The 22,495-nt window shown below is 59.2% G+C and carries 16 protein-coding genes; 8 read left to right on the forward strand and 8 right to left on the reverse strand.

Annotated elements, in window-relative coordinates:
* The first annotated feature begins 64 nt into the window (after nucleotides 1–64).
* The 3 genes from ACP2AU_RS13195 to ACP2AU_RS13205 are packed head-to-tail and all read left to right on the forward strand — an operon-like array spanning nucleotide 65 to nucleotide 5,098.
* Nucleotides 65–703 (forward strand): TetR/AcrR family transcriptional regulator, encoded by a 639-nt coding sequence (locus ACP2AU_RS13195; RefSeq protein WP_426376667.1) that lies wholly within the window; start codon nucleotides 65–67, stop codon nucleotides 701–703.
* A complete protein-coding gene (locus ACP2AU_RS13200; RefSeq protein WP_426376668.1) occupies nucleotides 687–2,009 on the forward strand; it encodes an efflux RND transporter periplasmic adaptor subunit in 1,323 nt (440 codons plus the stop codon). Before ACP2AU_RS13195 ends, ACP2AU_RS13200 begins: the two co-directional genes overlap by 17 nt.
* Nucleotides 2,006–5,098: an efflux RND transporter permease subunit gene (locus tag ACP2AU_RS13205; protein ID WP_426376669.1), complete on the forward strand. Its 3,093-nt coding sequence runs from the start codon at nucleotides 2,006–2,008 to the stop codon at nucleotides 5,096–5,098. The genes ACP2AU_RS13200 and ACP2AU_RS13205 overlap by 4 nt, the downstream gene beginning before the upstream one ends.
* A gap of 41 nt (nucleotides 5,099–5,139) precedes the next feature.
* On the opposite strand, the gene ACP2AU_RS13210 is transcribed toward ACP2AU_RS13205, so the two are convergent.
* Both ACP2AU_RS13210 and ubiU read right to left on the reverse strand, forming a co-directional pair.
* On the reverse strand, nucleotides 5,140–6,033 hold the full coding sequence (locus ACP2AU_RS13210) for a U32 family peptidase (protein WP_426376670.1): 894 nt from the start codon (nucleotides 6,031–6,033) through the stop codon (nucleotides 5,140–5,142).
* A gap of 13 nt (nucleotides 6,034–6,046) precedes the next feature.
* Entirely contained in the window at nucleotides 6,047–7,042 is a 996-nt protein-coding gene (ubiU, locus tag ACP2AU_RS13215; protein WP_426376671.1) for a ubiquinone anaerobic biosynthesis protein UbiU, read from the reverse strand.
* A gap of 282 nt (nucleotides 7,043–7,324) precedes the next feature.
* On the opposite strand from ubiU, the gene ACP2AU_RS13220 reads away from it, so the two are divergent.
* Nucleotides 7,325–9,346, forward strand: coding sequence for a methyl-accepting chemotaxis protein (locus tag ACP2AU_RS13220; protein ID WP_426376672.1), 2,022 nt, complete (start codon nucleotides 7,325–7,327; stop codon nucleotides 9,344–9,346).
* Between the two features lie 52 nt (nucleotides 9,347–9,398).
* Here the strand turns inward: ACP2AU_RS13220 and ACP2AU_RS13225 are convergent, their stop codons facing one another.
* The 3 genes from ACP2AU_RS13225 to hemN form a co-directional block, all read right to left on the reverse strand.
* Nucleotides 9,399–9,533 carry a putative transporter small subunit gene (locus ACP2AU_RS13225; RefSeq protein WP_426376673.1) on the reverse strand — a complete coding sequence of 45 codons (135 nt, stop codon included), beginning with the start codon at nucleotides 9,531–9,533 and terminating at the stop codon, nucleotides 9,399–9,401.
* Nucleotides 9,530–11,206, reverse strand: coding sequence for a sodium:solute symporter family protein (locus ACP2AU_RS13230; protein WP_426376674.1), 1,677 nt, complete (start codon nucleotides 11,204–11,206; stop codon nucleotides 9,530–9,532). Before ACP2AU_RS13230 ends, ACP2AU_RS13225 begins: the two co-directional genes overlap by 4 nt.
* 476 nt (nucleotides 11,207–11,682) lie before the next feature.
* Nucleotides 11,683–13,092, reverse strand: a complete 1,410-nt coding sequence (hemN, locus tag ACP2AU_RS13235) for an oxygen-independent coproporphyrinogen III oxidase (RefSeq protein ID WP_426376675.1) — start codon at nucleotides 13,090–13,092, stop codon at nucleotides 11,683–11,685.
* A gap of 177 nt (nucleotides 13,093–13,269) precedes the next feature.
* Here hemN and ACP2AU_RS13240 point away from each other — a divergent pair, with 177 nt between their 5' ends.
* Nucleotides 13,270–14,802, forward strand: a complete 1,533-nt coding sequence (locus tag ACP2AU_RS13240) for a cryptochrome/photolyase family protein (RefSeq protein WP_426376676.1) — start codon at nucleotides 13,270–13,272, stop codon at nucleotides 14,800–14,802.
* Nucleotides 14,803–14,836: 34 nt separating this feature from the next.
* Here the strand turns inward: ACP2AU_RS13240 and ACP2AU_RS13245 are convergent, their stop codons facing one another.
* Nucleotides 14,837–16,525 carry an HAD family hydrolase gene (locus ACP2AU_RS13245; RefSeq protein WP_426376677.1) on the reverse strand — a complete coding sequence of 563 codons (1,689 nt, stop codon included), beginning with the start codon at nucleotides 16,523–16,525 and terminating at the stop codon, nucleotides 14,837–14,839.
* A 69-nt stretch (nucleotides 16,526–16,594) separates the two neighbouring features.
* Between ACP2AU_RS13245 and ACP2AU_RS13250 the strand changes: the two genes are divergently transcribed.
* Together ACP2AU_RS13250 and ACP2AU_RS13255 are read left to right on the forward strand one after the other, a co-directional pair.
* The gene (locus ACP2AU_RS13250; RefSeq protein ID WP_426376678.1) at nucleotides 16,595–16,735 is read left to right on the forward strand and encodes a DUF2256 domain-containing protein; all 141 of its coding nucleotides are present in this window, start codon (nucleotides 16,595–16,597) and stop codon (nucleotides 16,733–16,735) included.
* Complete coding sequence (locus tag ACP2AU_RS13255; protein ID WP_426376679.1) at nucleotides 16,735–18,258, forward strand: FAD-binding domain-containing protein; 1,524 nt, start codon at nucleotides 16,735–16,737, stop codon at nucleotides 18,256–18,258. Before ACP2AU_RS13250 ends, ACP2AU_RS13255 begins: the two co-directional genes overlap by 1 nt.
* A 2-nt stretch (nucleotides 18,259–18,260) precedes the next feature.
* On the opposite strand, the gene ACP2AU_RS13260 is transcribed toward ACP2AU_RS13255, so the two are convergent.
* Together ACP2AU_RS13260 and ACP2AU_RS13265 are read right to left on the reverse strand one after the other, a co-directional pair.
* On the reverse strand, nucleotides 18,261–18,722 hold the full coding sequence (locus ACP2AU_RS13260; protein ID WP_426376680.1) for a universal stress protein: 462 nt from the start codon (nucleotides 18,720–18,722) through the stop codon (nucleotides 18,261–18,263).
* Nucleotides 18,694–20,313: a BCCT family transporter gene (locus tag ACP2AU_RS13265; protein WP_426376681.1), complete on the reverse strand. Its 1,620-nt coding sequence runs from the start codon at nucleotides 20,311–20,313 to the stop codon at nucleotides 18,694–18,696. The genes ACP2AU_RS13260 and ACP2AU_RS13265 overlap by 29 nt, the downstream gene beginning before the upstream one ends.
* Before the next feature lie 202 nt (nucleotides 20,314–20,515).
* Between ACP2AU_RS13265 and ACP2AU_RS13270 the strand changes: the two genes are divergently transcribed.
* Nucleotides 20,516–22,426 (forward strand): methyl-accepting chemotaxis protein, encoded by a 1,911-nt coding sequence (locus ACP2AU_RS13270; RefSeq protein WP_426376682.1) that lies wholly within the window; start codon nucleotides 20,516–20,518, stop codon nucleotides 22,424–22,426.
* Nucleotides 22,427–22,495 lie beyond the last annotated feature (69 nt).

Raw genomic sequence — 22,495 nt, forward strand, 5'->3', positions numbered from 1 at the left:
TTGCGTAATCGGCAACCACCTACCAGAATAAAGCAATTGATTACTTTCTTTCAGGGAAGCTCCAATGGCAACCACAAAAGCGCCCGAAAAACGAACCTACCAAAGCACCGAACTGCGCCAGTCCGCCACTATCGAGGCGGTCGTCCAGCTGTGTGCCGAACAGGACCCGGCCACCCTGACCACCGCCCGGATTGCCGATGAAGTGGGGCTGTCGCAGGGTGCGCTGTTCAAGCATTTCCCGAACAAAAGCCGGTTGTGGGAATCCGTGGCAGGCTGGGTCTCGGAGCAACTGACCAGCCAGGTGTTCCGGGAGGCGGACCGGCACGAACACGCTGATCAGGCCCTGGAAGCCATGTTTCGCGCCCATGTGGGCTTTATCGCCCGACACCCGGGCATTCCCCGCCTGATGCTGGGTGAGCTGCAAAAACCCGGCAACGGCCCCGCCAAAACCATCATCCGCCAGGCCCTTGCCCGCTACCGCAAAAAGGTGGTCGGTTTACTGAAGCTAGGCATCGAACGGGGGCGCATAGCCGCCGGTATCGATACCGAAGCGGCGGCGGTGTTGTACCTCGGCGCCATTCAGGGGCTGGTGGTTCAGGCAATGGTCAGCGGAGAGATTGCGACGCTTGAGCAGACTGCCCCCCGAATTTTCAAACTTTACAGCGCCAGTTTTCAGGAGATGAGCAATGACCCGGAAAAATAAACTGACGCTGGCGCTGGCCCTGATTGCCGGCATTGCCTTTGTGGTCATCATGGTAAAGCTGAAACAACCCCCGGAAAGGGTCGAGGCTCAAGCAACTGCGACGCCGGTGCGGATTATGGAAATCACTCCCCGTAAGTTCCGTACCGAAGCCCGCGGCTATGGTCAGGTGCTGCCGGCCCGAAGCTGGAATGCGGTGGCCAATGTGGGTGGCCGGGTTATCTGGAAACACCCAGAGTTGGAAAGTGGCAATCTGATCCCAGGGGGCACACGGCTGCTTGAGATCGACCCGACCCGCTATGAACTGGCCGAAGCCTCCGCCAGGGCGGACCTGGCCGGCATTGAAGCGGAGCTGCGACAGCTGGACCAGGAAGAACGCAATACCGGCGAGTTACTCAAGCTGGAAGAACGCCGGTTAACACTGGCCCGGCGTGAGCTGGACCGGGCTGAAACCCTGGTGGCGCGGGGAGCCCTGTCGCAAACCCGGTACGACGAGCAACAACGGGCCACCCTGCAACAGGAGCAGGCAGTCCAGACCCTGCGCAACCAGCAGAACCTGATTCCTGCCAGGCGGGAGACCCTGCAAGCCCGTATGGCCAGAACCGAGTCTGCCCTGGCCAGTGCCCTGGAAGACCTGGACGATACCCGCTTCGAAGCCCCTTGGGATCTGCGGGTACACCAGGCCAACATCGACACCGGCCAGCATGTCAGCCCCGGGCAGACACTGTTTATTGCCGACGATATCACCCACGCCGAAACCACCGTGCAGCTGAAATTGGCGGAACTGCGCCGGGTGCTGTCGCAGCTGTCCGGGAGCAGCCTGCCGGAAACGGGCTCCACCAACCACTTCACCGACTTTCATGACCAATTGCCCCTGGGCGAACTTGATATCCGGGTAACTCCCACCAGCGTGCCGGATGCCCACTGGCCCGGCAAACTCACACGGGTCACCAGCAGCCTGGACCCGGCCACCCGCACAGTCCAGGCCGTTATTTCTGTAGACGAACCCTACCGCAACGCCAATCCGCCAGCACGCCCGCCCCTGGTCCGCAATATGTTCGTGCAGGCCAGCATTACCGCGCAGACTCCCGAGCCCGTCATCGTCATCCCGGCCAGCGCGGTGCATCAGGGTGTGGTCTACCTTGCCGATGAGGACAACCGCCTGCAGCGCCAGCCAGTGTCTGTCGCCTGGCAACAAGGTGAAGATGTCATTATCGATGACGGACTGGCACCGGGAGACCGGCTGGTTCTGGATGACCTGGTTCCTGCCATCGACGGCACCCTGCTGGCTCCGGGAGATCAGCCATGATCCGCTGGTTCGCGGGGCATCCGACCGCCGGCAACCTGCTGCTGATCCTGATTCTGGCAGCAGGCCTGTTCGCTGCCCCCAACCTGACCCGGGAAACCTTCCCCGACTACCTGCCGCCGGAAGTCAGCATCACCATGGAATACCGGGGTGCCACCGCTGCGGATGTGGAGGAAGCCATCTGCCAGCGGCTGGGCGAAGCGCTACAGCGGGTGGATTACATGAAGGAGGTTTCCTGTACCGCCCGGGACAACCAGGCCCAGACCATTGCCAGCATGGAACCCCGGGGCGATATGGGCCGGTTCCTGGATGATATCCGCACGGAAATCGAAGCCCTGACCGACCTGCCCGAAGAGGCCGAAGACCCGGTCATCCGGGAGCTTTACCGCACCAGCCTGGTCGCGGCCATCGCGGTGTACGGGCCCATGAGTTTCTCTCACCTGGAGGCCTACACCAGCCAGCTGGAAGACCGCCTGTTCGCCATGGAAGGGGTGGCCGATGTGATTCCCGTGGGCCTGTCCCAGCGCCAGTGGCACATCGAAGTGTCCCGGGACCTGCTGCGCCAGTACGGCCTGGGCGTGCGGGATATTGCCCGGGCCATCAATAGCCAGAACCTGGACATGCCCCTGGGCACTATCGAGACCGACAGCCAGGACATCCAGCTGCGGTTTGTGGATGAACGCCGTTCCCTGCAGGCCCTGGCCGAACTGCCGGTTATCGGTGGAGCAGCCGGCGCTGTGCTGACGCTGGGCGACATTGCCACCATCACCGAGGCCCACGAACGGGAGGAGGAACGGGTGGATTTCAACGGCCAGCGCGCCATCGTTCTGGAGATCCACAAAAACCGCCATGACGATGCCCTGCGGGTGATGGATTCCCTGGAAGCCTTTATCGACGAGGAAAAGGCCCGCCGTGGTGGCAATGTCGAGCTGGAAATCACCCAGAACATGACCTCGATTGTGAAGGACCGCCTGCAAATGCTGGTGGGCAACGGCATCACCGGCCTGCTGCTGGTAGGCCTGGTGATGGCCCTGTTCTTCCGCCCCCGCCTCGCCTTCTGGGCACTGTTCGGACTGCCGGCCGCCTTTGCCGGTGCCTTTGTGGTGATGGCCCTCACCGGCCTTTCCCTGAACATGATTACCCTGGTGGCCCTGCTCATGGCCATCGGTATTGTGATGGACGATTCGGTGGTGATTACCGACAACATTGCCCAGTGGCACGCCGACGGCAACAGCCCGCTGGAGGCGGCCGCCAAAGGAACCCGGGAGATTCTGCCCGGGGTGTTGTCCTCCTTCCTGACCACTGTGTCCGTGTTCATCCCGCTGGCGTTTCTGGCCGGAGAGCTGGGCGCAGTGCTGGAGGTGCTGCCGGTGGTGCTGATTGCCGCTCTGGCCGCCTCGCTGATCGAAGCCTTCTGGATACTGCCTCACCACCTGAAAAGCGGCCTGGGCAAAAGGCGCGAGAAGGCCCCTTCCCGCTTTCGTTCCGCCTTCGACAACGGCTTTGAAAACGTCCGGGAGAAAGTGGGGCAACTGGCCGACCGCGCCATCCGGTTCCGCTACGGCGTACTGGCCGCCATGCTGCTGATACTGCTGGGTTCGGTGGGGCTGATGGCCGGCGGCCATGTGCGTATGGAAGCCATGCCGGAAATCGACGGCGACGTACTGGAAGCCCGGGTGCTGATGCCCCAGGGCACGCCCCTGCACCAGACCCGCGCCATTACTGAACGCATCACTTCGGCCATGCTCCGGCTCAACGAGGAATACACGCCAGACCAACCCGACCAGCAAGCCCTGGTGCAAAACATCCAGACCCGCTTCAACCAGCACGCCGGCGCCGGTGAAAAAGGCGCCCACGTGGCCACGGTGATGGCCGATTTGCTGACGGCGGAGCTGCGCACCATGGACCTGACTACCCTCACCGACCGCTGGTATGAAGAGATCGGAGATATCCCCGGCCTGATAGCCCTCAATATCCAGGAACCCGGTTTCGGCCCCGCGGGCATCCCCATTGAAGTGCGCCTGCAGGGTACTGACCTGAATGAACTGAAGGCCGCGGTCCGGTATCTGAGCGACGAAGTTGCCCGCTATAACGGCACCTTCAACGTGCTGGATGATCTTCGCCCCGGCAAGCCCCAGCGCACCCTGTCGCTGAACGACCGCGCCCTGTCGCTCGGATTGACGGCATCCGACGTGGCCAGCCAGATCCGAACCGGGCTGCTCGGGGATATCGTGGATACGGTGCAGATTGGTGATCAGCACATCGAAATCCTGGTGCGCCAGACCAGCGCCGAACGCAACACCCGCCAGTTCCTGGAAGACACCGTGATCACCACCGGCAAGGGCCAGATGGTGCCCCTGCGGGAGGTGGCTGATATAACCGAGGAACGCCAGTGGGCGCAGGTGACCCGGATTGACGGCCTGCGCACGGTCACCGTGTCTGCCGATGTGAACGGCCGGACAACCAACGCCGATGCCATCGTGGCGGATTTGCAGAGCCAAGTATTCCCGAAGGTTCAGGAACAATGGCCGAAGATTACCTTGCAGGTAGAGGGCCAGACCGCCCGCTCCCGGGAAACCGGCCAGTCCATCGCCCGGGGGCTACTGATCGGCCTGCTGGGGATTTTCCTGATCCTGTCGTTCCAGTTCCGCAGCTATCTGGAACCGGTCATCGTGATGCTGGCCATTCCGATCGCATTTATGGGGGCAGTCTGGGGCCATATGCTCATGGGCTACAACCTGTCGATGCCCTCACTGATCGGTTCCGCCTCACTGGCCGGCATTGTGGTGAACAACGCCATTCTTCTGGTGCAGTTCATCAAGAGCTACCGGGAACAGGGCATGGGCGCACAGGAAGCCGCCGGTGCCGCCAGCCGGGCCCGCTTCCGCGCCATCCTGATTACCACCAGCACTACGGTGGCTGGCATGCTGCCGCTGCTGGCGGAAACCAGCACCCAGGCCATGGCGGTGATTCCGCTGGTTATTTCTGTGGTCTTCGGCTTGCTGGTGTCCACCCTACTGGTGTTGATGGCCCTGCCTGCACTCTATGTCATCCTGGATGATCTTGGCTGGGCCACCATCGCCGATGATTGAGGGTCACACCAAGCCTTATAGTTACAACGCCCGGGAAGAGTTCAGGAAGCCACCAGTTCCATACCCGGCTTGCCATACCAGTAACCGTTACAGGGCGGTGCTTCCACCAACTGCAGCGGGTCGGTGGCCGGCATTTCACCCCGGCGTACCTGGTCGAAACGCTTCACTACCTCATCCATACCCTGATGTTCCGGGCTCAGGCGCACCGTGCTGACACCCAGCCGTTCCATGTCCGGCAGTTCCCGCATCAGGTCGTAGCGGGAACCAGACAGCGTGGAAATACCGTTAATTCGAAACAGCTCCTGGCTTTCCCGGGAGCGCAGCTCCATGCCATCGGGATGCTCCAGGCAACGGAATTCGCAGTTGTCCTTGGGCAGGTTGTAGTGGCGGGCGGTAAAGCAGCGGGACGACCAGGCCAGTGGCAAAAAGCCCCAGGAGAACACCTCGGCGGGTAAATCCAGGCCTTCTTGTTTCAGGTCTGCAATCAGCCGCCCCAAGGTGTCCTTGCCCAGCTCCACTGGCAGGTTCCATCCCACCAAGCCCTGTCGGGCAAGGATTTTCAGGGTGGCGACGTTGTAGATGTTCATCGAAGGGCCGGTGATGAATTTCAGCCCGTTGCGGATAGCCACCTGCACAGCACTCTGGTCGTTGGCTTCGACCAGAAATTCATCCTGCTCACAGAACCGGCGCAGGCGCCGCAAGTCAGCTTCGGACTCAATCAGTGTCAGGGTCGAGAGCACCACGTTCTTGCCGCAGGCTTTCAGATCCCGGGCCAGATCCAGCCAGTCATCGGATTTGAGTTCCCGGCGGCGGGAACAGACCACCTCACCCAGGTAAATGGTATCCACCGGCCACTCGGCGGCCTTGGCGTAAAAATCGAATACTGACTGCTTGGACCAGAACCACAGAATCGGGCCCAGGGATAAGTTCATCATAAACAACGCAACCTTATTTCCACTTGCGATGGTAGGCGCCAATGGTGGTCAGACCGCCCTCGGACAATCCCGCCAGCGTGCTGTTCCAGGCACTCTCTACAGAAAAGTGATCGGGATCGGACTGCACCCGGTCCAGAGCCTGGCGCCAGGTGCCGGCCACGTCAGCAATGTAGGCCGGGCTGCGCTGACGGCCTTCGATCTTGACCGCGCTGATGCCCAGGGCTTTCAGCTCCGGCAACAGATCCAGCGTATTCAGGCTGACCGGCTCTTCAATAGCGTGGTAAACGCTGCCTTCCACCTCGAACCGCCCCTTGCACAAGGTTGGGTAACCGGCGGATTCGCCCTGCCCGTAACGATCAATCAACACGTCATTCAGGCGCGACTCCAGTCCCTCGGGCGTTTCCTGCCAGCGCACCGCTTTGGCGGGTGAACAGGCACCGCGTGTATTGGGGGATTCGTCGGTCAGGTAGGACGAAAGGTAGCATCGGCCTTCGGCCATGATGCACAGGCTGCCGAAGGCGAAGACTTCCAGTTCCACCGGGCTGTGTTTGGCCACGCCACGCACCTGGTCCAGCGACAGAACCCGGGGCAACACCGCCCGGCGAATGTCGAAGTTGTCCTTGTAGAACGACAGGGCCTCATGGCTGGTGGCTGAGCCCTGTACCGAAAGATGCCGGAGAATGTGCGGGTGCTTATTGGCGGCGTAATCCAGCAGGCCCATGTCGGCCAGGATAATGGCATCCACCCCAAGGTCGGCAGCACGATCCACCGCCGTTTTCCATTGCTCCCAGCCGTCTGGCTGCGGATAGGTATTAATGGCGCAGAACACGCGACTGCCTTTCGAGTGGGCGTATTCAATGCCCTCGGCGGCGCGCTTGTCGTTAAAGTTCAGGCCGGCAAACTGGCGGGCGTTGGTGCTGTCCCGGAAGCCGAAATAAACGGCATCGGCGCCGTTATCAACGGCGGATTTCAGTGCGGGAAGACTGCCAGCCGGGCAAACGAGTTCCATGAGGTTCTCCGCTGGATGAGTTGGCGGAACCATACCCTGCTACTCAAGCTCCCACCTTGACCTTTGTCAGCGGATTGGCGGAAAACGCAGAGCTACCCCGGAAGGGATACTCTACGCAGTATTTCGTATCGACTGCAAAACACTCGAAAAATCATTGGATTAACCTTTATTTACAAAGCATTACAAGCCATGACCTACCCCATCGACTACCCCAATGCGTCAATAGTGTGGGCTGCTACACTTAGCCACAATGGAACCCACTCTCAATGATGAGGCCCTCCCATGACTTTTATCAACAACCTTTCCATGCGAGGCAAGCTGATCACGCTGGTGTTGCCCGCGCTGTTGGTCATCCTCTTTTTTGCGGTTCAGAGCATTAACCGTAACCTGAATGATCTCGACAATATGCAGACACTGAAAACCATGGTTCAGCTTGCCGAGCTGGGGGACCCCCTGGTTGAAGCCCTGCAAAAAGAGAGGGGCCGCTCCGCGGTGTTCCTTTCCGGTAACGCAGGAGCCGATGGCGCCCAACAAGCCTCCCGCGACTTGCAAAGCCAGCGCCAGGATACCAATCGGCAACTCGAGGCCTATCAGAATGGCATTCGGGCACTGGCCGACGATGTAAATTTTGATGACACCGTCCAGGCCAGCCTGAGCAGCTTCGAACGCAGCATCAGCGGGCTGTCGGACCTGCGTCGTTCGGTGGACAACCGGGCTGTTGCCGGGGCAGAGTCCGGTGCCCGTTACACCGGTTTGATCATGGAAATGGTGAATCGCGTGCCCTTGCTGGTTCGCCGGGCCTCCGATCCTGAAATGACCCGTCAGATAAGCGCCTATTTTGCGCTCGCCAATGCGGCAGAGATGGCGGGTCGCGAACGAGCAACGGGGGCCTCATTCGTGCGCAGCGGTAACTTCGACTTGCCGAGCATTGGTCAGATCACGTCGCTGGCCGGGCGGCAACAGGCTTATTTCCAGACTGCTGCGACCATGCTAAGCGCCGATTCCGCGATACGAGCGCAAATCGAGGCCTTGCCATCCACACGCCAGAGCCGCGATATGCAGGCCATGAGAGAAACCCTTTTGAGCAGCCCGTCGGGGATGTATGCGCTGGAAGCGTCAGAGTGGTTCAATGCCTCGACCAATCGAATCGGGGCCATGAACAACATTCGGGCCGATATGCTCACGCAGGTAAAATCGCAGGCCGAGGCTGGCTTGGAAGCCGAGCGAAATGCCCTGATTCTGGCATCCACCATTGCCGTGGGCTCGATTGCCCTGGTCATCGTTCTGATGGCGGTCATCATTCACGCCATTCATGTGCAGGTAAACCAGCTGTTGACTGGCGTGCGCCATGCCATGGACAACAAGGATCTTTCCCGAGAGATCCCGGTTTCCAGCAAGGATGAAACAGGCACCATTGCGAAGGCGATCAACGAACTACTCGGCAACTTTAAAGAAGCCATGCTGCAGATCGACAAGGCCAGTGTTCAATTGGCCACCGCGACGGAAGAGACCAGCTCAACGGCCGGCCAGAGCGCCTCCCAGATCAAAGGGCAACAGCAACAGATTGAACAGGTGGCCGCAGCCTCTGAGGAAATGACGGCAACGTCGGAGGAGATTTCACAGAATACCCAGCAAGTGGCGGATGCCTCCAACCGGGCCATGGAGAAGAGTCAGAACGGGGAGCAGGTTCTGCATTCCAGTGTATCCCAGATTCGTAATCTGGCGCGCTCCGTGCAGGAGGTCAATCAGGTGATCGAAGAGCTGGAATCCCGCAGCAGCACCATCAGCGATGTGGTGGATGTGATCCGTAAGGTGGCCGATCAAACCAACCTGCTGGCACTGAACGCCGCCATCGAAGCAGCCCGGGCGGGCGAACATGGCCGGGGCTTTGCGGTGGTCGCCGATGAAGTTCGCACCCTGGCACAGCAGACCCACGAATCAACAACCCAGATCGAAGACATCATCAACGGTTTTAAAAACATCACGGACAGTGCCAGTCGCTCGATTATTACCAGCCATAAACTGGCCAGTGAAACCAGTGAACAGGCCTCCGAGATGGAAAAAACCTTCGCCGAGATACTGACAGACGTGAACGGCATTTCCGATATGGCCACCCAGATTGCCACAGCTTCCGAACAGCAGGTGGCCGTGACCCGTGAACTGGCGGGCAGTATGGAGACCATTAGCGAAACCGCCATTCTGACCCTGACCGGTTCCCAGGAAATCACTCAGGTAACCCAGGAGCAGGCCCGGCTGGCAAGGCAACTCCAGGACCTTGCGAACGAATTCCGGGTTGCCAGCTGAGCCAGATTCCGGGCAACGCACCGCGTTGCCCGGAATTGTCAGCACCGTTCCGTTACACCAGGTCTTCGTCGTTCTTCCGGGCCCGGCGAACGTCGCGCATCACCGCGCCGCAGATCACCGCCAGAATCCCGAGAGTCAACGCCGGCCAGACAAGAATATAAGCACCGTAAACAAGTTCGTTGGTCATTTTGCACCCTCCGGTAAGAACGCATTATCTTCGTCAATTTCCACCTCGTCGTAGCTGCCAACGCGCTTGCGAATCAGGTCAAAATCGAACCGTTCCTTGCTGAACAAAGTCATTCCCGTGCACACAATGGTGCTGGTGCCGTAGGCGGTCAGTGATGCCATCAATACGCCGTAATCCCGGAGGAAACCGGTGGCGTACACCAACATCGCCAATAACGCTACAAGGCCCGCCGCCAAACCGGCCGTGCGCCCGAAGAAGCCAAATACCATCAGGCCGATCACCACGGCACCACCTACCGACGCCAGCACCTCAAACGCGAGTACGGTTAACCCGGTCATCTCCAGCAATTCGAAGCGGGCGATGCAAAACAACGCCATGGCAATCGCCACCGACCAGGTAAAGGCGGCATTGCTGACCCGGTCCCAGTAGCAGCTGACGATCACCGGGAATACGATGGCGCCCCACAAGGCCCCGACAAACACCAGCATAACCAGAATATCCAGCGAGAAACTGGCGAAGATCAGGCCTGCGGCGGTGGCAACGATCATGGTGATGCGCCCCACCAGCATCATGGTTTTGGGATCGGGTTCGTCACCGGCCAGGTTCTGGCCATACACATCGGCCATCATGATGGTCGACAGTGCCGACAGGTCAGAATCGGCGGTCGACGACAGCGAGCCAATCACCAGCACGAAGAACAGCGCCACGAACACCGGCGACAGGTAAGTCGACACCATTTGCGGGATCAGATTGTTCATCTCGCCATCAATCGGCTTCATGCCCACCGACAACGCCATAAGGCCAATCATTCCCAGCCCGATAACGATGGCCCCATAGCCAAGGGTTGCGGTAACGAAAGTAGACTTGATGTGGCTTTCACGAACCGCGAACAGTCGCTGGGAAATGGTCTGGTTACCGATGGCGTAAGCCAGCACGGCAACAAAAAATGGCGCACCCTGGTTCATGATGGCATCTACCGAGAACAGGCTGGCTTGCTCATCGGTCATACGGCTTAGCCCTTCCACCATGACTTCAGGGCCACCGGCGGAAAACAACACCGCCGGGATGATAATAATCGCGATGGCCATCAGCGCCACCAGTTGGGCAAAATCGGTGAACACGGAAGCCCTGAAGCCGGATGTCAGGGTATAGGCCAGAACACCAACGCCGGCAACCATCACCCCGGTTTCAAACGACAATGGAGACAGCACCGCAACCAGAGCCCCGGCAGCGGTGAAGTTCACCATCAGGCTGATGACGCTGCCCATAATGTTGGAGACGGCCAGAATCAGCTGGCTTGAGGTCCCATGGCGAGCGTGGATCAGCTCACCCAGGGTATGGCCATTGGGGGCCAGTTGCCGGAAACGACGGCCGAATGGGTAAATGAACAGAATCATCAGCGCACCCCATAGACCGTAGTGAATTGGCCCGGACACGCCATATTTGTAGCCAGATGTGGCGGCAGCGTAGAAAGACGCCGCCCAGATCCAGGTGGCGGTCATACTCGCCGCCCCCATACCAAAACCCACATGGTGACCGGCCACCATAAAGCCGGAGGTATCTTCTTTATCTTTCCTGATCAGTAATGTCAGCAGATAGGTACCGCCGTAAAAAGCGGCAAGCAACAACAACACCGTCATCGTTGAAAACTGCGTAAAACCGTTCTCGTTCAAACCGGACCTCGTACGTTCAAGACAACATCGAACACCCTCCCAACAGACGCGCGCACAGTCGTCCGAACCCTATCGGCACGGAACGCGGGCGAGGAAGGCAAACTTGCAGTATGGGTACCGAGAAGCACCGCTATAGGGAGAGAGAACTTAGCTAAGGAAAGCTGAGGAGGCGTATCAACCTGTTAAAATATTTAGACGTCATGATATTTTCCATCCTGTTAACCAGACACGCAGCATCGTTGGCAGAATGATTTTTTACGACGATTACCGAAAAAAACCGGAATTCAGCCTGATGCGTAGACGCATCCAACACATTGGGTAGGGAGCAGGAGAAGATACGCAAAAAAAAGACCAGGGTCTAGTCTTTAGAGTACATAATATTAGTGTGAGTTGTTTTTACTCTTTAACCCTGTCCCGTCCTGAAAAACAAAAGGCTGCGCAAGGCAGCCTTTTCTGAACACCGGAAGGGCTTGTTATCAGATGATCCGGGAGAAACGCTGACTGGCGCCTTCCTTGCGATACAGATCGAAAATCTGGCAGATCGCCCGAATCAGCAGCCGGCCTGCAGGCTGCACCTGCAGGACAGACCCTGAATCGGCAATCAGCTCGTCCTGGATCATCGGTCTCAGCCGGCCCATTTCATCGGCGAAGTAGCGATCGAAGTCCTCGCTCCACTGCTCGGCAAACTGTTTGCGGTCGAGCCGGAACTGACAGATCAACTGGCCGATCACCCAACGACGGATGCGGTCATCGCGGGTCAGACTGACACCGCGAATAATGGCCAACTGGCCGGCGTCGATGGAGGCCTCCCAGGACGGCAGGTCGTGATTGTTCTGGAAGTAAGCATCGTCGGTCTGGCCGATGGCCGACACGCCCAGCGACACCAGGTCGCAATCCGAATGGGTGGTGTAGCCCTGGAAATTGCGATGCAGCCGGCCTTCGCGCTGCGCCACGGCCAGGCTATCGTCCGGTTTGGCGAAATGGTCCATGCCGATGTACTCATAGCCGGCTTCCAGAAGGCGATTAATCGTGTTGTGCAGAATCGTCAGTTTTTGCTGCGGACTGGGCAGGGTGTCGCCCTGAATCCGGGTTTGCGGGTAGAAACGATCCGGCAGGTGCGCGTAGCTGAATACCGAGAGCCGGTCTGGTGACATCTCGATCACCGCTTCCAGCGTCTCGGCAAAGCTTTCCGGGGTCTGGTACGGCAGGCCGTAGATCAGATCCAGATTGATGGAACGGAAGCCAATGCGGCGGGCTTCACTCAACACCGCTTCGGTCATGTCCCGGGGCTGGATACGGTTCACCGCTTTCTGCACTTCCGGGTTCACATCCTGGACACCCAGGCTGATGCGATTGAAGCCCAACTCCCACAGAGTGGGCAAGGTATCTTCATCCACTTCCCGGGGATCGATTTCCACACTGTAGTCCCGATCGTCACCGGACTGCAGGTTAAAAAGATCAGCGTAACCCGCCATCAGATGCTGCATGACATCTTTCGGCAGAAACGTCGGCGTACCACCGCCCCAATGCAACTGCTGCACCGGGCGGTCTGCCCCGAACAGCTTCGACTGGATGGCTGCTTCCTTCAGCACGCGTTCCACATAGGGCATGGCTTTATCGCGCTTCTTGGTAATCACCTTGTTGCAGGCGCAGTAGTAACAAAGGTGCGCGCAGAACGGCAGATGGGTGTACAGCGAAATCGGGCCACCGGCCGCTTTGCTCCGGCCCGCCGCTTTGACCATGTCGTCAATGGAGTAATCCCGGTTGAACTCCACGGCCGTTGGGTAAGATGTATAACGGGGGCCGCTCAGATCATAACGGCGAATAAGCGCCTCATCCCAGATGAAAGCGGGCAGGGTGTTTGCTGCAGCGGTATCAGAAGCCATAGTAAAACTCTAACGTTCAATAGGATCGGCGTGCCGGAAAGCACCTATTATGCCTGACCGGCGGCGGTCACGATTTGATGCGAATCAGCTGAGTGTAACAGCATACTGAATGAACCACCCTTGCGCCCATGGCGTATTCTGCGTACCTCTAAAGGATAAACCCTCACGGAGTCGGCCATGGCCAACCTCATTCTGATTCTGGGCGATCAGCTCAGCCCCGCGCTCTCTGCACTGGACGGTGCGGATAAGTCCAACGACCTGATCGTAATGGCCGAGGTACACAGCGAAGCCAGTTACACCAACCATCACAAAAAAAAGCTGGTGTTCATCTTCAGCGCCATGAGGCACTTTGCCCGGCAACTGGAACAGGACGGCTGGCAGGTGCATTACCAGACCTATCACCCGGACAACACCGCCCAGTCGCTGGAACAGGTGATCGGAGAGCTTGCCGAACAGCATCAACCGGAGCGGCTGATCACCACCGAATGTGGCGAGTGGCGGCTGCACAGCCAGATCAGCCAGTGGCACAAAACCCTGGGCCTGCCCGTGGAGATCCGGCCGGACACCCGTTACGTCTGCGCCATCGACGAGTTCGCCCGATGGGCCGAAGGTAAAAAGCAACTGCGGATGGAATTTTTCTACCGGGAAATGCGCAAAAAAACCGGCCTGCTGATGACCTCCGACAACAAGCCGGAGGGTGGCAACTGGAATTTTGACGCCGATAACCGGAAAAAATGGACTGGCAAACCGCCAGCGCCAGGCCCGTTCCGGATTGAACCGGACGCTATCACCCGCGAGGTGATCGAATTGGTGGAAGAGCACTTTCCCAACCACTTCGGCACCACCGAAGACTTTCACTTTGCGGTGACTGAAAAACAGGCTCGGGAGGCTCTGGCCCACTTCATCGACTTCGCCCTGCCCTGCTTTGGGGACTATCAGGACGCCATGTCGGATAAGGAAGACTGGCTGTTCCACTCGATTCTGTCGCCGTATCTGAACACCGGGCTGCTGGACCCGATCGCCGTTTGTGAAGAGGCGGTGCGCGCCTGGCACGCCGGCCAGGCTCCCCTGAATGCGGTAGAAGGCTTCGTGCGCCAGATCATCGGCTGGCGGGAATTTGTGCGCGGCATCTACTGGCGGCTGATGCCGGATTACGCAAAGGAAAACCGATTGGGCAATCAACGTGACCTGCCCTGGTTTTACTGGTCCGGCGAAACCCGGATGCGCTGCATGCACAAGGCCATCGACGCTACCCGTCGCAATGCTTACGCGCACCATATTCAGCGGCTGATGGTCACCGGCAACTTTGCCCTGCTCGCCGGCATCAAGCCCGAAGCCATTTGCGACTGGTATCTGGCGGTCTACATCGATGCGTTTGACTGGGTGGAACTGCCCAACACGCTGGGTATGGTGATGCACGCCGACGGCGGCTATCTGGGCTCCAAGCCCTATGCGGCCAGCGGGAAATACATCCAGCGAATGTCCGACCACTGTCAGAATTGCCACTACCGGGTTCAGGATGCCACCAGCGAACAGGCCTGCCCCTTTAATAGCCTGTACTGGCACTTCATTGACCGCCACCGTGACGATTTTGCCAAAAATCCCCGAATGTCGATGATGTACCGCAGCTGGGACAAACAGAAACCGGAGCGGCGCGAAGCGCTGTTGAAGCGGGCCAACTGGATTCTGGAACATCTGGACGAGATTTAAACGGGTGCGCCATTTCGCGCAAGACTGAGGGGGATTAAGGCGGCCCAATCTCACACGCCAACACCAGCGCCCAGAATTCCGAAAAATCGTTAACCACCACATCCGGCTTGTCCGGGTGTTTGTGGGTGCCGGGAAAAATCCGGTTCAGCCAGGGCTGATCCCACTGCGCGCCGTTGAAGAACACGGCGGTCATGCCGGCCCGTTTGGCGGCGATGATGTCGGTGGTGGAATCGCCCACGTACCACACACTGGGGTCCGGCGGGTAATCCAGTTTCTGTATAGCCAGCAGCAACTGGTCCGGATGGGGCTTGCGCAACGGGGTGTCATCTCCGCACACCGTCACATCGAACAGGTGCGTCCAACCGGTGCCCTCCACGGAGGCTAACTCGTGCTCGAAAAATTCCCGGTCGCGGTTGGTGATCACGCCCACCTGGATATTCAGCTTGCGGAGGCCCTCAAGCATCTCACGCACTCTGGGCTCAAAGGCCTTCACCGTGCCGTAATGATTGCGGTAATGGTGGTTGAAGGCTTTATGAGCAACCTGCTTGGCGGCCTGATCGTCACCAAACAGCACTTCAAAGATATCCGTGCGGGAAATTTTACGGTCGGCCTTTACCTTCGGATGCAGTTTGGCAAACTCGCGGACGTAGGCCACCAGTCTCGCATCCTCAGGCGTTTTGCTGTCTTCCGGGGCTACCATGCGCTCCATTAACCCCAGTTTATGAAAATCGGGCAGCATATCGTCTACCGCGTGGTACATCGCATCCAGCGTATCCACCAGGGTGGCGTGCCAGTCAAGCAGGATAACCGAGGGTCGGATTAAGCGCACCACAGCCGGATGCCAGTCCGGCTCGATTCTGGGTACCGGTCGTTCCGGTTGAGGAAAGGGTTTCGGGCGCACCTCGGCCGGGCTGGCCTCGAAGGCGTCCGGATGCTCACGCTCCAACAGAGCCAGCAGGTCGAGCAAATCCTCAAAGCTATCCAGCACCGCCACCGGTGCATCGCGTTTGGTGAACCAGCTGCTGATCCGGTCGGGTTCCCAGCAGGCGCCATTGTAGAACACGCCGGAAACGCCGGCGTGATGCGCCGTGAGCATATCCACGTAGCTGTCGCCTATATACCAGGCGTGCTCATCGGTCGGCAGCGACAGCTTCTCCAGCGCTTTGAGAATCACTTCCGGGTCCGGCTTGTATTCGGTAACGTCATCGGCGCACACGGTGGCATCGAACAGGTATTGCCAGCGGCCTTCATCGACAATCTCCAGCTCCTTATCCAGAAACTCCCGGTTGCGGTTAGTGCACACCGCCAGCTGGATGCCCATGACCTTCAATGCTGACAGATACTCGTAGGCGCCGGGCTGAAAGGGTTTTACCTGCCCGAAGTACTTGCGGTAGGCCTGGTTGTAGGCCTGATGCGCGATCAGCTTGGCCGCCCTGTTGTCACCAAAAATGGCGTTGAAAATATCCGTTCGCGACACCCGGCGCTCGGCGAGAATACGCGGGTGCAGCCGCCGGTAAATGCGGATGTAGCGCACCAACCGGGCGTCGTCTCCGGTGCGGCACCGGTCCTCCGGCAACAGTTCGTCGACCAGGCCCAGCTCTTCCAGTTGCGGTAACATCTCCTCCATGGCGCTAAACATGGCATCATGGGTATCCACCAGGGTACCGTGCCAGTCGAAAATCAGAACCGACGGCGGCCGGATATTGTCGTCAAATCGGGACATGGCAAAACCTCTGGACGCTTAGTCACGTATCTGCAATTACTAAAGGTCAGTTAAACCCATAAACCGCCCATGCACAAAAAACCGCATTTGCCCGAGAAAATCTGCCCGGTCTGTAACCGCTCGTTTGCCTGGCGCAAAAAGTGGGCGAAAGACTGGGCGCAGGTGAAATACTGCAGCGAACGCTGCCGGCGCAGCCGGGGGACTTGCTGATGGCAGTGGTGGTGTGGTTCAAGCGGGATTTCCGGGTGGCGGATCACGGCCCCTTGCTTGCGGCCGTGCAAACCGGCCAACCGGTGATTCCGCTGTATGTGGTGGAGCCGGATTACTGGCAGCAGCCGGATACCTCCCACCGGCAATGGCAGTTCGCGGCAGAGTCCCTCGAGGGTCTGCGTACCCAGTTGAAGCGTCTGGGCAGCGACTTGTGCGTGTTTACCGGGGAGGTGATCGACGCCCTGGCCCGCCTGAACCGGCAATATGGCGTTTCGCAGGTGTTCTGCCACCAGGAAACAGGCGGCGACTGGACGTTCCGGCGCGATACCGCCGTCATTGCCTGGTGCCAGGCCCAACAAATTGAATTCCGCGAATGGCAAGCGTTCGGGGTGGTCCGGCGGCTGGCCAACCGGGACGACTGGGACCGGCACTGGAACCGGATTATCAAAGATACGCCGCTGCCCGCGCCCGGGGCCATCACCTCCCCGGACCCGTCCGGCTGGCCACAAACCCTGCCCGAGCCGACCCATCTTTACGGCGCGCCCTGTCCGGATCGCCAGGCCGGCGGCACGCATCGCGCCGAGGCTTTACTGGGCTCCTTTCTTGAGCGGCGCTGCGTGGGCTACCAGTACAATATGTCGTCACCGGTAACGGCCCCTCGTTCCTGCTCCCGGCTAAGCCCCCACCTGGCCTGGGGCACCATCAGCCTGCGCCAGGTATACGGGCAGTCGAAAGCCGCTGGCGAACACCGCAACACCCTGCCCCGCAAGAAAAAAAGCCTCACCAGCTTTCGCTCCCGCCTGCATTGGCATTGCCACTTTATCCAGAAGCTGGAAGACGAACCGGAACTGGAGTTCCGGGCCATGCACCGGGAGCTGGAGCACCTGAAATCCGGTCCTAACAACAGCGAACGATTGCAGCGCTGGCAGGAGGGGCAGACGGGCTGGCCGCTGGTGGATGCCTGTATGCGCAGCCTGCACCACACCGGCTGGATCAATTTCCGAATGCGCGCCATGTTGATGGCGGTAGCCAGCTACCAGTTGTGGCTGCACTGGCGCGATCCTGCCCTGCACCTGGCCCGCCTGTTCACCGATTTCGAACCGGGCATTCACTACCCTCAGGCCCAGATGCAGTCAGGCCTCACCGGCATCAATGCCCTGCGTATCTACAATCCGGTACTGCAAAGCCAGAAACTGGACCCCGAGGGGGAATTCCTGCGCCGCTGGGTGCCGGAACTGGCCGGCGTACCGGCGGAAATGATCCACACCCCCTGGCTGATGACACCAGCCCAGAAACAACGATACGGCGGCAATACTTATACCGCACCTATCTGTGACCATGAGCAAGCGGCACGGGTAGCGCGCAAGGCGGTGGGCGATTTCAGAAAGCAGCAGGTCAGCCAGGCAGAGACCGAGCGGGTTTTGAGCAGGCACGGAAGCCGAAAAGGGCCCAGACAGAACCGGCCTAAGGCGGGCACAGCCACACCATCCTCCGCGCCGCAGCTGTCCCTATTCGACGAGTAGGGTCACTCGGCCTGATCACCTTCAGTGGATTCGCGCTTTTCCAGGGCCGGCAACACCAACACCGCACAGGGCGCATTCACGGAAACGTACTCGACCGTTGCCCGCCGCAAAGGCCAATGCCCACTGCTTCCGCGGGACACCAGAATCATCAGATCGACGCCCAGCTGGCCGGCCAGGGCAACCAGTTTTTCACCGGCCGTACCAGCAACCACGTGTAAGGCTGCATCCCTATTCAGGGGCAAATACTTCCTGGCGATCAGGTCCAGATGGTGGCGCACTTCGGTTTCTTTATCATCGGGTGATGCTTCGGTCACGTGCGGGAAAAAACCGCTGCCGCCGGGGCTGAACACACTGGCCAGATGCAGTTCTCCGCTGTCACCCGCCAGGGGCAGCGCGGCTTCCAGTGCCCGCTTGCCTTCGCCGTCATCTTCCGGATCAATCGCGATCAGTAACTTCCGGTACATAGTCTCTCTCCTGTTTGGATTCGGAACCGGCTTCCACTTCCGGGAAAGCTCGCCCGCGCACCAGCTCGTTCACACTGTAGCCCCGATAGTCGGCGTGCAGGGCCCGGTACAGCGACACCGCCATAAAGACCAGCAAGATGCAGAACGGCAATCCCAGCGATGTAATGACGTTCTGCAGGGCATCCAGCCCGCCGGCGAGCAACAAGGTCGCGGCGATAACGCCTTGCGCCAGGGCCCAGAAAATCCGCTGGCGAACCAGTGAGGGTTGATCGTCCCGGCGCGTGAGCATATCGATCACCAGGGAGGCGGAGTCCGAGGAGGTGGTGAAAAAAATGACGATAATCACCACACTCAGGGCCGAGGCCAGCTCCGCCAGAGGAAATGCTTCGAGAAACGCAAAGATGGCCACCGATGGATCTCTCTGCACCTGTTCGGCCAGGGCAACCTGCCCCTGCATTTCCACGTGGATGGCCGACAAACCAAAGATACCGAACCACACCAGGGTAAACGCAGTGGGCGCAAACAGCACGCCGGCCACGAATTCGCGAATGGTTCTGCCCCGGGAAATGCGGGCAATAAAAATGCCAACGTACGGTGCCCAGGAAATGGTCCAGGCCCAGTAAAACAAGGTCCAGTTACGTTGCCAGTCGGTTTCACGGAAGGTCTCCGTCCAGAACGCCAGCCAGGGCAGCGCATCAAAATAGTCGCCAATGCTCTGAACCATGCCTTCGCCAATAAACACCGTCGGGCCAACGGCAAACACGAACAACAAGAGCGCAATCGCCAGCAGAATGTTCAACTGCGACAGACGCCGCACCCCCTTGTCGAGCCCCAGCGCCACGGAGGTGGAAGCAATACTGGCGATAACGGCAATCAGGATGACCTGGACCGGCCCGCTGACCGGCACGCCAAACAGGTAATTCAGGCCACTGTTCAGCTGAAGCGTCCCCAGGCCGAGCGAGGTGGCCACCCCGAACAGGGTCCCGAGCACAGCAATCACATCCACCGTCCAACCCCAGGGGCCGAACGTGCGTTCGCCCAGAATCGGATAAAACAGACTGCTGATGCGCATGGGCAGGTTATGACGGTAGGCGAAGTAGCCGATCGCGAGGCCGGGCATGGCAAAAATGGTCCAGGTATGCAGGCCGAAATGATACAGGGCGATGGTCATGGCATCGGAGGCTGCCCGCTCTGTTCCGGCGGCAACACCATCAAACGGCGGGTTGGCAAAGTGGGACACCGGCTCCGCCACCCCCCAGAACATCAAAATCGTGCCAATGCCCGCCGCGAACAGCATGGTAAACCAGGTGAGATTGGAATAATCGGGCCGGCTGTCGTCTGCGCCCAGCCGGATGTTGCCATAGCGACTGACTGCCAGCCCCAATAGGAAGATAAGCAGCGAAGATACCGCCAGAATGTAAAACCAGCCAAGATTCCGGGCTACCCAGCCGGTCAGGTCACTGAAGACAGACGCTACGGCCTGATCAAAGGGAATCGCAAGAAGTACGAACAGGGCCGCAATGCCGGCAGAGGAAAAAAACACGCCCGGTATCGTTTCCAGGCCCAACTTCCTCTGTATCCGCTCCAACATCTTACGACTCCTTGTCTCCGTATCAGCTGCGCCCGGAACCATAGCACAGAAGACCCTGACGATGTTTTCGCAAGCTCACGAGTCAGCAAAATCAAGGATTGCCAGCAGCTGACATTGCGTTTAAGTTCGCCCGATTCTTCGCACCTGCACATCGCTCAGCTATCCTGAGGATAGCCTTAATACTAAACAATCAGGACATATCATGCAGATCCGAACCAAACTGACACTGGGTGCTGCCGTTGCACTCGTTGCCTGTATCGGTGTCATGGTCACCATCAACATTGTTCAGATACGCGATATTCTCGATCGCTTTCTGATGAACTCGGCGCTGCCCGCCAACGTTCAGTCCATTGCCAAGGAACTCGAGAATGAAATGCTGCCGGCCATTACAGCCTCCGAAGTGCTGGCCGGCAATGTCTTTTTGCATCAGTGGGCAAACCAGGGAGAGCCTGCCGGGGAGCGGGCACAGGTCAGCCGGCAGCTGGAGCAGGTTCGCCAGCAGCTGCAGGCCGACAGCGCGCATTTTGTGTCACTTCAGTCTGAAAACTACTACACCCATCAGGGCCTGGCCCGGCAGGTAACACGCTCTCAGGACGTATGGTTTTACAATTTCCTGGCCAGCGGCGCGCCCAGTGAGCTGACTCTGGACTCCGAGAAAACCACCGGCGAATTAACCCTCTTTATCAACGTGCGTGTTACCTCCGGAGGCGAGGCACTGGGCGTTACCGGCCTGGGCATTGATATGGACCGGATGGCGGAACTTATCCGTAACTACCGGTTTGGCGATACCGGCATCGTTTACCTGGTCAGCCCGGACGGCGCCGTCACCGTGCATCCAGACGTGACCAATGTCGGCAAACAGCTTTCGGCGCTCATGCCGCAATCTGCAGCACGACAACTGCAATCCGGCCAGAACCGGGTGTTCGGGGAATTCAGCCGCAACGGCGAAGAGTTCATCAGTGTCAGCCAGCCCTTGTCTTTTGGCGGCTGGCGCGTGGTTATCGAAGTTCCTTCCAGCGAAATCTACGGCCCTTTGTATGAAGCCATCGCGGGTGCATTGACGGCGGGACTGATTGTCGCCGGCCTCTTTATCGTGATTGTTATCTTTGCCGCCACCCGCATGACCCGGCCCCTGATTCGAGTCGCCAAAGCCCTGACCGACATCGGCAAGGGCGGCGGCGATCTGACCCAGCGGCTACCGGCCGACAGCAAAGACGAGCTGGGCGATCTGGCCCGGGGCTTCAACGCTTTTATCGGCTCCCAGCATGAACTGGTATCGGATCTCCGGCAGACTTCGAGCCAGCTTCAGGACTTTGTGACTGAGCTGACCCCCATTATCGAGAGCAACACCCAACGCTCCCGGGATCAGAGCAGCCTGACTGAATCGGTGGCAACGGCGATCTACGAAATGGAAACCACGGTGCAGGAGATTGCCCGTAACGCCAACGAGACGGCCGCCCATCTGGACGAGGTGAATACCAACGCCCGAACCATTCGCTCAGACATGAATATGTCGGTTGACCAGGTAACTGGCATGGCCGACAGCATTCGCAGCTCCGCCACCGCGATTCAGCAGCTGGCCGTGGAAGTCGATGGCATCGGCCGGGTCATTCAGGTGATCAACGATATTTCCGAGCAAACCAACCTGCTGGCGCTGAACGCGGCGATCGAAGCGGCCCGCGCGGGCGAGCACGGACGGGGGTTTTCCGTGGTCGCCGACGAAGTACGGGGGCTGGCCGGCAAAACTCAGACCTCGACCCGGGAAATTCAGGAAATCATCGAACGCTTGCAGGACGGCTCCCGAAAGGCGGTTCGCATGATGGAATCCGGCGAAGAGGCCACCGGCGAAACGGTCTCCGCAGCAGGGCGGATGGTTGAAGCCCTGGGCGAGATCAGCGACAAGGTGGAAGAAATCTCCGGCAAAGGGCTGCAAGTGGCTACCGCCACCGAAGAGCAAAGTTCGGTCACGGAAGAAATCAGCCAGAACGTGCAGAACATCGCCGAGCTCAGCCGCTTGTCCGCCGAGGACATGGCCGCAAGCCTGAAGGAAGTGGAGGCCCTGCGCCAGATGGCAGAAGAGCTGTCCCGGGCCATGAGCAGCTTCAAGTTGTAAAACCGCCATTCAAGAATCTGCACACTGCTTGCAGGTTTTGCAAAGTCTTTCCCGTCGTGTTTTCCCGGC

Origin of the sequence: Marinobacter sp. VGCF2001, from assembly GCF_049943275.1 — a bacterium.
Lineage (GTDB): Bacteria > Pseudomonadota > Gammaproteobacteria > Pseudomonadales > Oleiphilaceae > Marinobacter.

Coding starts and splice junctions, on each gene's coding strand:
- ACP2AU_RS13195 (WP_426376667.1), top strand. CDS start 65: ATGGCAACCACAAAAGCGCCCGAAAAACGAACCTACCAAAGCACCGAA.
- ACP2AU_RS13200 (WP_426376668.1), top strand. CDS start 687: ATGACCCGGAAAAATAAACTGACGCTGGCGCTGGCCCTGATTGCCGGC.
- ACP2AU_RS13205 (WP_426376669.1), top strand. CDS start 2,006: ATGATCCGCTGGTTCGCGGGGCATCCGACCGCCGGCAACCTGCTGCTG.
- ACP2AU_RS13210 (WP_426376670.1), bottom strand. CDS start 6,033: ATGATGAACTTATCCCTGGGCCCGATTCTGTGGTTCTGGTCCAAGCAG.
- ubiU (WP_426376671.1), bottom strand. CDS start 7,042: ATGGAACTCGTTTGCCCGGCTGGCAGTCTTCCCGCACTGAAATCCGCC.
- ACP2AU_RS13220 (WP_426376672.1), top strand. CDS start 7,325: ATGACTTTTATCAACAACCTTTCCATGCGAGGCAAGCTGATCACGCTG.
- ACP2AU_RS13225 (WP_426376673.1), bottom strand. CDS start 9,533: ATGACCAACGAACTTGTTTACGGTGCTTATATTCTTGTCTGGCCGGCG.
- hemN (WP_426376675.1), bottom strand. CDS start 13,092: ATGGCTTCTGATACCGCTGCAGCAAACACCCTGCCCGCTTTCATCTGG.
- ACP2AU_RS13240 (WP_426376676.1), top strand. CDS start 13,270: ATGGCCAACCTCATTCTGATTCTGGGCGATCAGCTCAGCCCCGCGCTC.
- ACP2AU_RS13245 (WP_426376677.1), bottom strand. CDS start 16,525: ATGTCCCGATTTGACGACAATATCCGGCCGCCGTCGGTTCTGATTTTC.
- ACP2AU_RS13250 (WP_426376678.1), top strand. CDS start 16,595: ATGCACAAAAAACCGCATTTGCCCGAGAAAATCTGCCCGGTCTGTAAC.
- ACP2AU_RS13255 (WP_426376679.1), top strand. CDS start 16,735: ATGGCAGTGGTGGTGTGGTTCAAGCGGGATTTCCGGGTGGCGGATCAC.
- ACP2AU_RS13260 (WP_426376680.1), bottom strand. CDS start 18,722: ATGTACCGGAAGTTACTGATCGCGATTGATCCGGAAGATGACGGCGAA.
- ACP2AU_RS13265 (WP_426376681.1), bottom strand. CDS start 20,313: ATGTTGGAGCGGATACAGAGGAAGTTGGGCCTGGAAACGATACCGGGC.
- ACP2AU_RS13270 (WP_426376682.1), top strand. CDS start 20,516: ATGCAGATCCGAACCAAACTGACACTGGGTGCTGCCGTTGCACTCGTT.